15 protein-coding genes and 1 pseudogene are annotated in these 12,849 nt (G+C 44.2%); 11 read left to right on the plus strand and 5 right to left on the minus strand.

Features of this window, described 5'->3' with window-relative positions:
• From RMO84_RS08050 to RMO84_RS08065, 4 genes are all read left to right on the plus strand, one after another.
• Positions 1–1,111, plus strand: a 1,111-nt coding sequence (locus RMO84_RS08050) for an ABC transporter substrate-binding protein (protein WP_310487949.1), incomplete at its 5' end; no start/stop codon positions are given.
• A 352-nt stretch (positions 1,112–1,463) separates the two neighbouring features.
• Positions 1,464–2,300 carry a sugar ABC transporter permease gene (locus RMO84_RS08055; protein ID WP_310487950.1) on the plus strand — a complete coding sequence of 279 codons (837 nt, stop codon included), beginning with the start codon at positions 1,464–1,466 and terminating at the stop codon, positions 2,298–2,300.
• Complete coding sequence (locus RMO84_RS08060) at positions 2,297–3,157, plus strand: carbohydrate ABC transporter permease (protein ID WP_396135802.1); 861 nt, start codon at positions 2,297–2,299, stop codon at positions 3,155–3,157. Before RMO84_RS08055 ends, RMO84_RS08060 begins: the two co-directional genes overlap by 4 nt.
• A gap of 307 nt (positions 3,158–3,464) precedes the next feature.
• A complete protein-coding gene (locus tag RMO84_RS08065; protein ID WP_310487952.1) occupies positions 3,465–4,139 on the plus strand; it encodes a hypothetical protein in 675 nt (224 codons plus the stop codon).
• A gap of 110 nt (positions 4,140–4,249) precedes the next feature.
• On the opposite strand, the pseudogene ahcY reads toward RMO84_RS08065, so the two are convergent.
• A pseudogene (gene ahcY, locus RMO84_RS08070) lies at positions 4,250–5,519 on the minus strand (adenosylhomocysteinase).
• Between the two features lie 218 nt (positions 5,520–5,737).
• Here ahcY and RMO84_RS08075 point away from each other — a divergent pair.
• The 5 genes from RMO84_RS08075 to RMO84_RS08095 all read left to right on the plus strand — a co-directional run bounded on the left by RMO84_RS08075 (position 5,738) and on the right by RMO84_RS08095 (position 8,527).
• Entirely contained in the window at positions 5,738–5,881 is a 144-nt protein-coding gene (locus RMO84_RS08075) for a hypothetical protein (RefSeq protein ID WP_310487953.1), read from the plus strand.
• Positions 5,856–6,698, plus strand: a complete 843-nt coding sequence (locus RMO84_RS08080; protein ID WP_310487954.1) for a DNA adenine methylase — start codon at positions 5,856–5,858, stop codon at positions 6,696–6,698. The genes RMO84_RS08075 and RMO84_RS08080 overlap by 26 nt, the downstream gene beginning before the upstream one ends.
• Positions 6,699–6,870: 172 nt before the next feature.
• Complete coding sequence (locus RMO84_RS08085; RefSeq protein WP_310487955.1) at positions 6,871–7,365, plus strand: DNA recombination-mediator protein A; 495 nt, start codon at positions 6,871–6,873, stop codon at positions 7,363–7,365.
• Between the two features lie 53 nt (positions 7,366–7,418).
• Positions 7,419–7,838: an MAPEG family protein gene (locus RMO84_RS08090; protein ID WP_310487956.1), complete on the plus strand. Its 420-nt coding sequence runs from the start codon at positions 7,419–7,421 to the stop codon at positions 7,836–7,838.
• A gap of 197 nt (positions 7,839–8,035) precedes the next feature.
• On the plus strand, positions 8,036–8,527 hold the full coding sequence (locus tag RMO84_RS08095) for a YajQ family cyclic di-GMP-binding protein (RefSeq protein WP_310487957.1): 492 nt from the start codon (positions 8,036–8,038) through the stop codon (positions 8,525–8,527).
• Positions 8,528–8,653: 126 nt separating this feature from the next.
• Here the strand turns inward: RMO84_RS08095 and ubiE are convergent, their stop codons facing one another.
• Entirely contained in the window at positions 8,654–9,355 is a 702-nt protein-coding gene (ubiE, locus tag RMO84_RS08100; protein WP_310487958.1) for a bifunctional demethylmenaquinone methyltransferase/2-methoxy-6-polyprenyl-1,4-benzoquinol methylase UbiE, read from the minus strand.
• 178 nt (positions 9,356–9,533) lie between these two features.
• Positions 9,534–10,121 carry a protoporphyrinogen oxidase HemJ gene (gene hemJ / locus RMO84_RS08105; RefSeq protein ID WP_310487959.1) on the minus strand — a complete coding sequence of 196 codons (588 nt, stop codon included), beginning with the start codon at positions 10,119–10,121 and terminating at the stop codon, positions 9,534–9,536.
• Between the two features lie 323 nt (positions 10,122–10,444).
• Here hemJ and pyrR point away from each other — a divergent pair, with 323 nt between their 5' ends.
• On the plus strand, positions 10,445–10,987 hold the full coding sequence (gene pyrR / locus RMO84_RS08110; RefSeq protein WP_310487960.1) for a bifunctional pyr operon transcriptional regulator/uracil phosphoribosyltransferase PyrR: 543 nt from the start codon (positions 10,445–10,447) through the stop codon (positions 10,985–10,987).
• Positions 10,988–11,015: 28 nt separating this feature from the next.
• On the opposite strand, the gene RMO84_RS08115 is transcribed toward pyrR, so the two are convergent.
• Positions 11,016–11,309, minus strand: coding sequence for a YggT family protein (locus tag RMO84_RS08115; RefSeq protein ID WP_310487961.1), 294 nt, complete (start codon positions 11,307–11,309; stop codon positions 11,016–11,018).
• 121 nt (positions 11,310–11,430) lie between these two features.
• Positions 11,431–12,447 (minus strand): glycosyltransferase family 2 protein, encoded by a 1,017-nt coding sequence (locus tag RMO84_RS08120; RefSeq protein WP_310487962.1) that lies wholly within the window; start codon positions 12,445–12,447, stop codon positions 11,431–11,433.
• Positions 12,448–12,520: 73 nt separating this feature from the next.
• Between RMO84_RS08120 and RMO84_RS08125 the strand changes: the two genes are divergently transcribed.
• The coding region (locus RMO84_RS08125; RefSeq protein ID WP_310487963.1) for an SAM-dependent methyltransferase at positions 12,521–12,849 on the plus strand (329 nt) is incomplete at its 3' end.

Below are 12,849 nucleotides of genomic sequence, written 5' to 3' on the forward strand. Positions count from 1 at the left end.
AAAATTGCTTCAAGATTTTGAAGCCCAGCATCCCGATGTGAAAGTTAAGTATGAGGCAATTAATGACCAGTATATGGACGTCATTAAAACCCGCTTAATTGGTGACGCTGCTCCCGATGTGTTTTATCTAGATGCCTTAGAAGCTCCATTTTTGATGAGTCAAAATGTCTTGGAGCCACTAGATAGTTATATTCCACCTCAATTCGATCTCGCTGATTTTGAAACGACGTTAATTGACAGCTTCAAATTCGATCGACATATTTATGGATTGCCAAAAGATTATTCAACGCTAGCCTTATTTTACGATCGAGCAGCATTTAAATCAGCCGGTTTGACTAGTCCTCCTGCCACTTGGGAGCAGTTACGAGACTATTCCAAACAGTTAACCTTCTCTCGTAATGAAGACGGTAAAATCGATCGATATGGCTATGGTGTAATGCCGGAGTTAGCACGACAAGCCTATACAATTAAGGCATTTGGCGGCGAACTTATAGACGATCGCGGTAATGCTACTTTTGCCTCAGAGGCAGGCTTAAAGGGCTTACAATCGATCGTCGAGCAGTATCAAAAAGACCGCACTTCTGCCCAAAAATCTGATGTGGGTACCAACTCCGGTAGTGAAATGTTAGGACAAGGTAAAGTGGCAATGGCGATCGAAGGTAACTGGGCAATTCCTTATTTGCAATCGACATTTCCCCAGCTAGATTTTGCCACTGCCGAAGTACCGAGCATTAATAATAAAAAAGGTACAATGGTATTTACCGTTGCCTACGTGATGAATAAACGATCGCTACACAAAGCCGCAGCATGGCAATTAATTTCCTATCTGACTAGCAAAGCTGGGATGGAAAAGTGGACGAGTACGGGGATTGCTTTACCCTCGCGGAAATCGATCGCTCAAAAGTTAGGTTATCAGCAAGATCCCTTACGCGCGCCATTGGTGGCTGGAGTGGCATATGCGATGCCGTGGCAAGCGGGGAAATATCCAGCCGCCATTCTCAACAACTTTGACAACCAATTTCTCAGTGCCATGCTCGGACAACAACCATTAGAATCGGCAATGTCCAGAGCGCAGGCAGATGCCAATCGGCAGATTAAATCGATCGAGTAATCTTTTATTAGAAAATCGGATCTGTAGGGGCGGGTTTATGCAAATAACTATCGATAAATTCTAGAAATCTCAACCAAACCCGCCCACCTCCACCAGAATTTACAGATCGTTCGTCTATGTAGTGTCGATAATCGATATTCAGGGGATATAACATGCGATTGGTTATTGGTGAGGAGGGCGGGTTTGATTTAAATATTTAAGAATTACCAACAGGTTATCGCATAAACCCGCCCCTACAGATTTTGGATTAGAAGAAAAGGCTTTTTTCGTTGGATATAATATTGTGAATTTGGTCAGAAGACAGCGACAAAAAGCGAGATCGAATAACGAAAATCTAGCTGGGTATTTATTTATGATGCCCGCTATTTTTGTGGTAGGTACCTTTGTCATACTACCGATCGCGTGGGCAATTTTCCTGTCTTTTCATAAAGTTCGATTACTAGGTGGAATCGATTATCAGTTTATTGGCTTCCGCAATTTTATCAATTTAGTTGGCGACGATCGGGCGTGGGTCGCTCTCAAGAATACCGCAGTGTATGTCGCAATGGTCGTGCCCGCTCAAACTATTTTAGCTCTAATTTTAGCTGTAACTCTCAACTCCGGAATTCGGGGCAAAAATTGGTGGCGGATTCTGTATTTTTTGCCAACGGTGACTTCTTCGGCGGTATTAACACTAATTTTCATGTGGATTTATAACACCAATGGACTGCTCAATGATGTGCTGACTTTTTTGAATTTACCTACTTATAATTGGTTGGGCGATCCGGCAGTCGCACTGCCAGGGATTGCGATGATGAATATTTGGTCTACGGCACCATTTTATATGGTGATTTATTTAGCCGCATTGCAAGATGTCCCACAATCTCTCTATGATGCGTCGCAATTAGATGGTGCGAATAGTTGGCAGCAGTTTCGCTACATTACCCTACCAATTCTGCAACCTGTGACCTTTTTTGTGATGGCGATCGGCACGATCGGTACATTTCAATTATTCGACCAATCATACATCTTTTCTGGCGGTACTGGGGGGCCAAATAATGCCACCCTGACAGTAGTTTTACTGATTTATCAATCTGTTTTTCGTAATTTGCAGATGGGTTATGGCGCGGCGATCGCGTGTTTATTATCAGTAGCGATCGTGATGCTGACTTTAGTGCAGCGACGGTTATTTGGGGGCGATCGAACGTGAGCAATCTCGATTCTCATTCTGAGAGGCTTTGCCAACGCAGTTATTGGCTGAAGATACTGGTATATGTGGGATTAGTGCTATATGCGATCGTCACGCTCATCCCCTTTCTCTGGGCACTGTCTGCATCTTTTAAACCACTTTCAGAAATCGTCAGTGGCGATAGTAGCTTATTACCCAAGCACTTTACACTCGATAATTATAAGCAGATTTTCTTTCAAGAGCCATTGTTTTTACGCTGGGTATTTAATAGTGTCGTTATTGCAGTCAGCGTTACAGTTTTAAACTTGCTGTTCAATTCGATGGCTGGTTATGCTCTCGCGCGATTGCGATTTCGCGGCAAGCATTTATTATTCTTGCTGATTTTAGCCGTGTTGGCAGTTCCAGCCCAAATCTCATTAATTCCCACATTTCTGATTTTAAAAACGTTCGGCTGGTTGAATTCTTATCAAGGCTCGATCGTGCCGAGTATGGTAAATGCTACTTTTATTTTTATGATGCGGCAGTTTTTTGTTAATTTTCCCAAGGAATTAGAAGAAGCGGCTGCACTTGATGGATCGACACCCTTCGGTGTTTTTTGGCGGATTGTTTTACCGTTAGCGAAACCAGCACTAGCCGCACAAGCAGTATTTGTGTTTATGGGAAGTTGGAATAATTTCTTGCTACCAATGGTTATTTTGTTCGATCCAGAAATGTTTACTTTGCCGTTGGGATTAAACGCTTTTAAGGGTCAATATATCAGTTATTGGAACTATATTATGGCGGCTTCGATGGTGTTTACTTTACCAGCTTTAATTATTTACGCTTTTTTCAATCGCTATTTTATTCAAGGGGTGACTTTTACAGGCGGGAAAGGTTAAGGCATGATGGGTTATCGATCGAAGTCCACAATCTTTGACGATGGGGATTTTGTCGGCTAATAGCTCGATCCCACTATTTGGATGGATATGTGACGAGTCAGCAGTGGTGAGGTGCAAGGAGATCGAGCGGAGGGATGGAGTAGTGGAAAGCTAGGAAGTAAGGCAAAATTTATAACTAAAGAAGGTGATATTTTCTCAATCTGGGGGTAGTTTTGGAACAGAAATAGTCAATTCTAGAAAAATCTCCTGATTTGCCATAGTAGTCCCTGGATATAAAACTACAGATCTCAGAATGTAGCCCAAGCCTATGTTACAAAAGTCACGTCAACTTATATCTTCATTTCTGATTGTTGTTCTAATCACAGTTTCTTTAGCACTAAGCTCTCCAGCTACCGCTTCAGCGAATCTCTCTTTCGACTTAAGTACTGCCACTGATACAGCTAAAAATTTATTATCTAATGGTGATACCATTAAAAAGTTTTTGTCCAGTAAAGAGGCTATTGTAGATACTACTAAAAAACTGCTTTCTAATAAACAACTTGTTAAGGATGCACGAAATTTCCTTAATCAAAGTCCCGATCGAATTTGTGCTGCCTATGTAGATCTAAAAAATGGTAACGATACCTCACGGTGGGACGCGATTATTAAGGGTGGTACTTCTGCGGTCACGATCGGACAAGCAATTAATTCAGCGTCTATTGCAGGTGCTGGATCGTTAACAGGCTATGCTGGAATTGCATCAGCCATTTCACAATTGGGTTTAGGTGGATTGACTCAAGCCGCTGCGGGTTTTTTAGGTAGCAATGCTGCTGGAGCTGCGGCAACTGCGGTAGTGACATCAGCAGTTGGTGGGCCAATTGTAATGGCGGGATTAGTCGCTGTTGGATTAGGGGTTACTACATTTGGGACTGGGGAACTAACAAAATTTGTCGCGTATAAGTTGGGAGATTGGGCTGAAAATTCTTGCACTAACTCTTTTTGATATTACCTATAATATTCCTTGACTAGTTAGCTTGTCGATCGATAAAAAAGCATAGACCAAATTATGGTCTATGCTTTTTAAAAACTAATTAACTTAGCTCGAAATCGAAATTAAGTACCCGAAGTCCAGGAGTTGGCATAATCGATTTGGTCGGCATTAAGACTATCGATTTGAATGCCCATGGCTTCGAGTTTCATCCGCGCAATTTCCTTATCCACATGGACGGGGATCGAGTGGATGCCAGGAGTCAGTTCGCCTTTGTTTTTAACGAGGTATTCGCAAGCCATCGCTTGGTTAGCGAAGCTCATATCCATCACTGCGCTGGGGTGTCCTTCAGCGGCGGCGAGGTTAACCAGACGGCCTTCACCGATGACGATGATGGATTTACCATTATTGAGTTTGTACTCTTGGGTAAAGTTACGGACGGTATTGACACCAGTCGATTTGCTAGCCAGAGCTTTGAGATCGATTTCGATATCGAAGTGACCGGAGTTACAAACGATCGCGCCATCTTTCATCATGTCAAAGTGTTCGCCACGGATGACGTGCTTGTTACCAGTAACGGTAATAAAGATGTCGCCAACAGCAGCGGCTTTTTCCATGGTCATCACGCTAACCGTCCATGACAGCTTCGATTGCCTTGGTGGGGTCGATCTCAGTCACGATCGTATTTGCACCCATTCCACGGGCGCGCATGGCAGTACCTTTACCACACCAGCCATAGCCAGCAACCACGATTGTTTTACCTGCGAGTAAAATATTGGTTGCGCGCACGATCCCATCTAAGGTGGATTGTCCGGTACCGTAGCGGTTATCGAAGAAGTGCTTGGTGTCAGCGTCGTTGACGTTGACGGCGGGGAAAGTCAGTACGCCCGCTTTGAACATCGCTTGGAGACGGACGATGCCTGTAGTGGTTTCTTCGGTAGTACCGATTAGTTCGCTCAGTTGGTGCTGGCGTTCTTGAACCATGGTGGCTACTACGTCACAACCATCATCGACGATGATGTTGGGGTGGTGATCGAGTGCGGTTTGGACGTGGCGTTTGTAGGTGGCTTCATCTTCACCACGGAAGGCGAAAACTGGAATTCCATAATCGACAACTAAACTAGCTGCCACGTCGTCCTGAGTGGAGAGTGGGTTACTAGCAATCAAGATCGCATCAGCACCAGCCGCTTTGATGGCGATCGCCAAGTGAGCGGTTTCAGTGGTAATGTGGCAACAAGCGACGATGCGAATCCCCGCTAAGGGCTTTTCCGCTGCAAACCTGTCGCGAATCTGGCGCAGCACGGGCATTTCTCGTCCTGCCCACTCAATCCGTTGCTTGCCTTGGGGCGCGAGCGATAAATCTTTGACTTCGTGTTTCAGTGCAGTTGCTATCATAGACGCAGTTCGTAATATATATTTAAACTTAGATCTTTCCTTAGGTTACAGGAAATTATCGAATTTATCACTCCACATAATTAACCATCATTATCGATCGAGGCTCACTAGCCACCCAAACACCAATATCCGTAACGATTTAGGGCTTGTTGGCGTCGATCGAAGTTATCGAGTTATTTCATCCTTGTGCTGATGAGTTTCCGATCGATCGGCTATGAATGTCTCCGAATATACTTAGATCTGACGATCGATGTTTGGCGGCAGGCATCATGGAGCCAGCACATATTTACCAGTTACTCGCTTCGATCGATTATTTTCCTCAAGCTGCTTATATTTATGATGCGATCGCCAGTACGGGTTAAGCCTTTTTTGAAATGGGTGGGTGGCAAATCACAACTATTACCCGAAATTATTAAGCGGCTACCTACTGAATACGATCGCTATTTCGAGCCGTTCGTCGGCGGTGGTGCGGTATTTTTTTCGCTGCGAAATCGCTCGGCGTGTCTGGTCGATATCAACAGTGAATTAATTAATGCCTATGGTGCGATTAGAGATTGTGTTGAAGACTTAATTGTCGATTTAGCCAAACATGTTTATGAGAAAGATTATTACTACTCGCTGCGCGATGCCGATCGCAGTTTAGAATATCAAGACTGGAGTAACGTTCGCAGAGCGAGCCGCTTTATTTATCTCAATAAAACTTGTTATAATGGCTTGCACCGTGTCAACTCAAAACAGCAATTTAACACGCCAATTGGGACTTACAAGAATCCCAAAATTTTGGATGCCGACAATTTGAGAGCTTGCAGTCATGTGCTCAAGGATGTCGAATTAATCCATGGTAATTTTCTCGCAATCGAGTCAAAAGTTACCGATCGAGATCTAGTTTATTTCGATCCGCCTTACGTACCCTTGACTAAAACAGCAAGCTTTACTGCTTATACACGCGAAAGATTCGACGAAGGTCAGCAAATTGAATTGTATAAGTTGTGCTGCCGATTGCACGAGCGAGGGGTGAAGTTTATGCTTTCTAATTCTTCAGCACCTTTTGTCATAGAATTGTACGGGCAAGAGCCAGAGTTTAAGATTGAATCGATTCAGGCGACCCGCCTAATTAATGCACACAGTGACAAGCGGGGACAAATCTCAGAAACGCTCGTCACTAACTACAAATACTAAGCAACCAAGAGCATCGATCTCCAGCCAGCGGCACCCTCCATCAGTCCGATTTAGCTGCGATCGGAGTTTTATCGCGGACAATTACTAAGAATGCTTGCAACCCCCAGCCTAAGACCGATTTCCGATCCTCGATCGTGCTAAACTGGGAAAGTTGTTAAGCTACGCACCGTCTTTGATTAACGTATCTGAAATCGATACCCTGGCTCAGGAACTCGCTACGATTCAACAGACTGGCTCCAAAAAAATTGCCCTACTGGGTTCTCGCCATGTCCCCATCACTCACCAGCATCTGATCGAGATGATGAGCTACGCGCTAGTACTCTCTGGCAATCGCCTGATTACCTCTGGTGCGACTGGTACAAACTCGGCAGCAATTCGGGGTGCTATTCGTGCCGATCGCGACATGTTGACCGTGATTTTACCCCAAAGTCTCGCTCGTCAACCGCGCGAGTCTCAAGATCAGTTGCAGAATGTGATGCACCTGGTGGAAAATCCTGGCAACGATGCTTTGTCATTGGGTGAAGCCAGCGCGCTGTGCAATCAGGAAATTGTGTCTCGTTGTCAGCAGTTGATCTGTTTTGCCTTCCACGATAGCGACACTCTCCTGCAAACTTGCCATGAGGCTGAAGAACAACGCAAAGTTGTCACGCTATTTTACTTCGATTAACCAATCTATCGATCGATTTCGCCCTAGCCTGCTGGCCGTCACTATCTGCTGTTATGAATTTCGCCAATCTCTCTACTTCGACAATTTTACTCGGTTCGATCGCGGCTGCGGCAGCTCTAGTCTATTTTCCTTATTTAGTAGTGGCGATTACCCGCTTTCAAGTCGGGTTCGATATTGCCGCTCCCCGTGCAGCGTTTGACAAAATGCCAGATTATGGCAAACGCGCAACTTGGGCGCATCAAAATTCTTGGGAAGCATTTATACTGTATAGTGCGGCGGCATTGATGGCTTATACCACCCATCAAGAGTCAGCGACGGTAGTCAATTGTGCGATCGGTTTTACAGCAGCGCGGCTATTATATTCGATTTTTTATATCATTAATTTCCCGATCGGTCGATCGTTAATGTTTGGAGTCGGTTCGGTAGCCATCTTTACCCTCATGTCCATGAGCATCACCAGTACGATGAATTAGGGGAGAGGGGAAAGGGAATAGGGAATAGGGGTAAGAAATATTATTGGGATGATAACTTAAAAGTTCCCTGTGGGAATAAAATTACTCAATAAAGATCGTGCTGTCAATTGATGTAGATGGTTATTCCCTACCCCCTACCCCCTATCCCCTATTCCCTTTTATAACTAAGCACAGATCCTACTTAACTAAGCACCCATATGGCTTCTACATTTTCTTTTGATATTGTCAGCGATTTCGACAGACAGGAACTGGTAAATGCTCTCGATCAAACTAATCGGGAGATTGGCAGCCGTTACGATCTCAAAGATACCAAAACAACTGTAGAGCTAGCCGAAGATAAGATTACGATCGATACCGCTAGTGAGATGACCCTCGATGCCGTCCACGATATGCTGCAAAGCAAAGCCATCAAACGCAATCTATCGCTGAAAATTTTTGACTACGGCAAAATTGAATCCTCCAGCGGCAATCGTATTCGCCAAGAAATTACCCTCAAAAAAGGCATCAGTCAAGAAATTGCCAAACAGATTTCCAAACTAATTCGGGACGAATTCAAAAAAGTGCAGCCCTCAATTCAAGGCGACGTCGTCCGCGTTACTGCCAAGGATAAAGATGAATTACAAGGCGTAATGCAGCGATTGAAGCAGGAAGAACTGCCAGTAGCTTTGCAATTTACTAACTATCGTTAGAAACTCTATCGATAATTTGAAATAGGTGTTTTATCTAGATTGATAACATTCTAACTTTAGTTAATCGCGATCGAAAACCTCGCAATGGCTAAAGTTAAGTTCTAGAAGTCGGGGATCTTGCTTTGATTATTTAGTCAATACTAAGACACCCATCATACCACTGGCGATCGGGTAATGAATTGCCTGACTAAATCCCGCTGCCAATCCTAATTTTATTTGGTCATCACCAGTGGGAAATCGATCGAGACTGGGATTGAGATAAGCATATTCATCCGTCATGCCTAGTTGTGCCGCTTTCGGTACGACGATCGTATCGAGATACCATTGCTGAAAGCGTCTCACTAAATTATTACTAGGACGATGAAAATCGAGAATTGCAACTTTGGCATCAGTTTTCAAAACTCGATGCAATTCGGCTAAAGATCTGGGAATATCGGTAACGTTTCGCAAGCCATAGCCCATCGTTGCGGCATCGAAATAATTATCGGCAAATGGGAGATTGAGAGCGTCAGCTTCTACCCAATTAATGTTATCCAATGGGGGATAAATTTTAGCGATTCGTTCGGCGGCAATCGTGAGTTGGGCGGGGGCAAAATCAGCACCGATAACCGTTCCAGTTGCACCGATGCGTTTGGCTAAAAGTTGCGTAATATCGCCGCTCCCACAGCACAGATCCAGGCAACGATCGCCAGCTTGAGCGTCACTCCAAGATACCGTCATTTGTTTCCATACCCAATGCATCCCCAGACTCAGATCGTTATTTAATCGATCGTATACTGGTGCAATTCGATTAAAGATTGCTTGAATATCTGTAGATGTATAAGTCATCAGTTGGGAGTTGAGAGTTAGGAGGTGCAAGTAAAAGCTAAGTCCTGAGGGTACCCACAAGGGGCAACCCTACAGGTTAATTGCGTAGGGGTGCCCCGTCTTGACGTTTTTTTATTCGGGGGGAACCCTAGACATAAAAACGTCGCTTGTGGGTACCCGATATATATGCTAACAAAGATTAGGATGCACCGATTTCAGACGTAGAAATTTCGTTCGTTACTAATTTTTCAGCATCTAATCTACGCTTGCGGGCATAGAGTTGAATTGTCGCTGCCATTAGTACGACTAAACCGACAATTAAATATCCAGTTAAATCGGTGGGTAAATTATTCTTGAATATCGCTAGTAACACGATCGCGACCAAGAATAGTGTCGGTAATTCATTCAAGCCGCGCAACTGCTGACTGCTCCATTTACATTCATCTACTGCAAGCTTTTTCATCAAGCTTTTGCAATAGTGATGATAGCCAATTAATAGAACTACTAAACTAATTTTGATGTGCAACCAACGTTGATGAATAATATCTGGCTCTGTGGAAATAATCCCGATCGCCATCGCGATCGTTAATAACATCCCTGGCGTAGTGATGATACTATAGAGCCGTTGTTCCATAATTTGGTACTGCTCTTTGAGAATGCTCCGTGCGGGTTCGGGCTTGTCGTTTGCCTCGACATGGTAAATAAACAATCTGACCAAGTAAAACAAGCCAGCGAACCAAACTGTAAAACCGATAATATGAAAAGATTTAAACCACTGATATGCCATGAAATTAGGTATTAGGTATTTATAAATTAGTGTGAGGGCGATCTTGTTGAGACATTATGCCGCAATACTCGATCGACAGCGATCTGCTCCTAGCTGCCAACGATCGACTAATTTCCCTGTATCCAGGTTAGGCAAAAAGGTTAACAGTTGGTAGGGCGATCGAGATAAGCTTAATATTCTGCAATATCTGGACGATTTTCGACACGATCTGGAAGGCGATCGAGATTGACAGTTATGTCTTCTGTGGTCAAAGTATAATCTTAGAAATCAGTGGCTTGGGAAGCACACGATCTGAACCCTATCCCCTATCCCCTTGCACCAACATGCCCAGTTCTATCGTTGAAATTCTGTCTGCTGATGAAATCCGGAGAACGTCGATCAGATTGGCCTCAGAGATTGTCGAACGCTGTCGAGATTTGTCGCAGGTGGTATTAGTAGGCGTGCAAAAAAAAGGCGTTCCCTTTGCCAATATGCTGGCGAAACAGATTGAAATATTAGAGGGTGTCAAAGTAGCGGTGGCGGCACTAGATATTACCTTTTATCGCGACGATCTCGATCTGATTGCCGTCCGTACGCCAGGGAAAACCGATATGCCCGTAGACTTAAGTGATAAGACTGTCATCTTGGTCGATGATGTCATTTACCAAGGACGCACGATTCGAGCGGCACTCAATGCCGTCACTGAATATGGTAGACCAACACATATTCTACTCGCAGTTTTGATCGATCGCGGCCATCGCCAAGTCCCGATCCACCCAGATTTTTTCGGGAAGAAATTACCAACGGCGCGGGAGGAGCAGATTAAAGTTTATTTTCAAGATTCTGACGGACGAGATGCCGTGGAATTGATTCGCGCTAGTAGTTAGGCGGGGGGCGGGGCGCGGGGAGGAGAGATTATTTAGCGAGCATGGTGATGATGCCTTGCTGTCCGACTAAAACTTCGCGGATCAAACTAACGATGCCCACCCAGACGATGGGGGTAATATCGACACCACCAATCGGCGGAATTACTTTGCGAGACGGAGCTAGGAATGGCTCGGTTGGGGCGATGACTAGGCTAAATGGTAATTTTTGGCTTTCGACTTGGGGGTACCAAGTTAAGACGATGCGGATGATAAACAAGAATGTCATGACTACCAATAATAGGCTGACACCGATATTAAGTAATTGAATGTTGTTCGCAGTCATTTGATGGGGAGCTGTACTCTCAGAATTTCCTTTTTTCTATTTTAACCCAAGTTGCTAGCTAGCAATGCTGCCGATCGAGAGCAAAGATCGGCTGCGACAGATTGAATTTACGATCGCAAAATCAAACAAGACTTCCACTACTATCGATCGAATTGTTTTTTTGTAACTCGCTGGAATTCAATGCTCTGATTTTAGTTCGATCTTTTAGATAAACTAGGGTGCCAACGGGTAGAAAAATTAGCCATAGTATTTTACCGCCCAAAGCCTTTAAGCGATTGAATTGCGTGCGGATGTTGTACTTAGCATGAAAAGAAAACCGAGAGAAATGAACGGCAGACGCTGCAATGCTTTTGGGCGCGATCGAGAAAAAGCCTAACTCTTTATTCAATACTTCTTGATGAAATAATGCATGAGCGCGGGAGTTCTTAGTTAACATCCGGACGAGTCTACCTGGATCTGTGGCTCGATCTTCGCCAGTGTGGTAAACGCGCAGCGATTCATTTACAAAGCGAGTTTTGTATTTCTTGGCGATCGCCGACCAGACAATATTTTCGGGAATATAATTACAGCCGGTTATTTCTGGAAAAGGAAATTCGCTCATGACGCTAGTTCGATGAAATCCCCATTTTTCTCCGGTCATATGGAACCGATAATGGATTTCTAAAGAATCAGAATCTGTGGGATCGAATGGAAACTTACTTCCCACAATCCGGCCATTTTCATCTTCGCACAAACAAGTAACAGCAGAGAAATTAGCTTGGCGATCGGCTGGAATACTGTCCCAGTGATACCTAAACCGCTCTAATGCTTCTGGACGGCAAGAGTCATCCGAGTCAAGGGTTAAAAACAGTTCGCCTCGAGCAGCACTGACACCTCGATTAGTGGCAATGTGCTTGCCTTGATTTTCTTGATAGATGTATCTAATCGGAAAGCGATTTTCTTGCTGCCAACCTTCAACCTTTAATCGCGTTCCATCAGATGAGCCATCATCCACGATCGACCATTCAAAATCACGCTCTGTTTGCGATAACAGACTTTCATAAACGCGACTGAGGGTGTGCGCTCGGTTATAAGTCGGTGTAAATACGGTAAATAAGTATCTGTAGGTATCGCTGCGATCGAGAGTGTTTTCGTTCATATTTAGTAGCATTAATGTAATAGCATTAATATCGAGACTAAAAAGACTGTTAACTCTAAATTACAATCAAAAAATGTTTAAAAGTAGTCAAAATGAATTCTTCTATCTTTCGACAGATATTACCCAGGTTTATATAATTGGCGTTGGGCCTGGAGATCCAGACTTGTTAACTGTCAAAGGACAGAGAATTATTGCAACTGCGGATGTAATTGTGTATGCAGATTCGCTCATCCCCGATCGCCTCCTCCAGCAAGCTCGTCAAGATGCCGAAATTATCAAAACTAGCGATCTCACCCTCGAACAGATTGTCGAGAGGATCGTCGATCGAGTGCATGCGGGTCTAACCGTCGCACGCTTACATTCAGGGGATTTGACACTTTATAGTGCGATTTCCGAACAGAT

The sequence above is a fragment of the Chamaesiphon sp. VAR_69_metabat_338 genome (assembly GCF_031423935.1).
GTDB lineage: Bacteria > Cyanobacteriota > Cyanobacteriia > Cyanobacteriales > Chamaesiphonaceae > Chamaesiphon.

Excerpts from the sequence above, each read along its gene's own strand:
- RMO84_RS08055 (WP_310487950.1), top strand. The coding sequence starts at position 1,464 with ATGATGCCCGCTATTTTTGTGGTAGGTACCTTTGTCATACTACCGATC.
- RMO84_RS08080 (WP_310487954.1), top strand. The coding sequence starts at position 5,856 with ATGATGCGATCGCCAGTACGGGTTAAGCCTTTTTTGAAATGGGTGGGT.
- RMO84_RS08115 (WP_310487961.1), bottom strand. The coding sequence starts at position 11,309 with ATGACTGCGAACAACATTCAATTACTTAATATCGGTGTCAGCCTATTA.
- RMO84_RS08120 (WP_310487962.1), bottom strand. The coding sequence starts at position 12,447 with ATGAACGAAAACACTCTCGATCGCAGCGATACCTACAGATACTTATTT.
- RMO84_RS08090 (WP_310487956.1), top strand. The coding sequence starts at position 7,419 with ATGAATTTCGCCAATCTCTCTACTTCGACAATTTTACTCGGTTCGATC.
- RMO84_RS08095 (WP_310487957.1), top strand. The coding sequence starts at position 8,036 with ATGGCTTCTACATTTTCTTTTGATATTGTCAGCGATTTCGACAGACAG.
- hemJ (WP_310487959.1), bottom strand. The coding sequence starts at position 10,121 with ATGGCATATCAGTGGTTTAAATCTTTTCATATTATCGGTTTTACAGTT.
- RMO84_RS08065 (WP_310487952.1), top strand. The coding sequence starts at position 3,465 with ATGTTACAAAAGTCACGTCAACTTATATCTTCATTTCTGATTGTTGTT.
- pyrR (WP_310487960.1), top strand. The coding sequence starts at position 10,445 with ATGCCCAGTTCTATCGTTGAAATTCTGTCTGCTGATGAAATCCGGAGA.
- RMO84_RS08075 (WP_310487953.1), top strand. The coding sequence starts at position 5,738 with ATGTCTCCGAATATACTTAGATCTGACGATCGATGTTTGGCGGCAGGC.
- ubiE (WP_310487958.1), bottom strand. The coding sequence starts at position 9,355 with ATGACTTATACATCTACAGATATTCAAGCAATCTTTAATCGAATTGCA.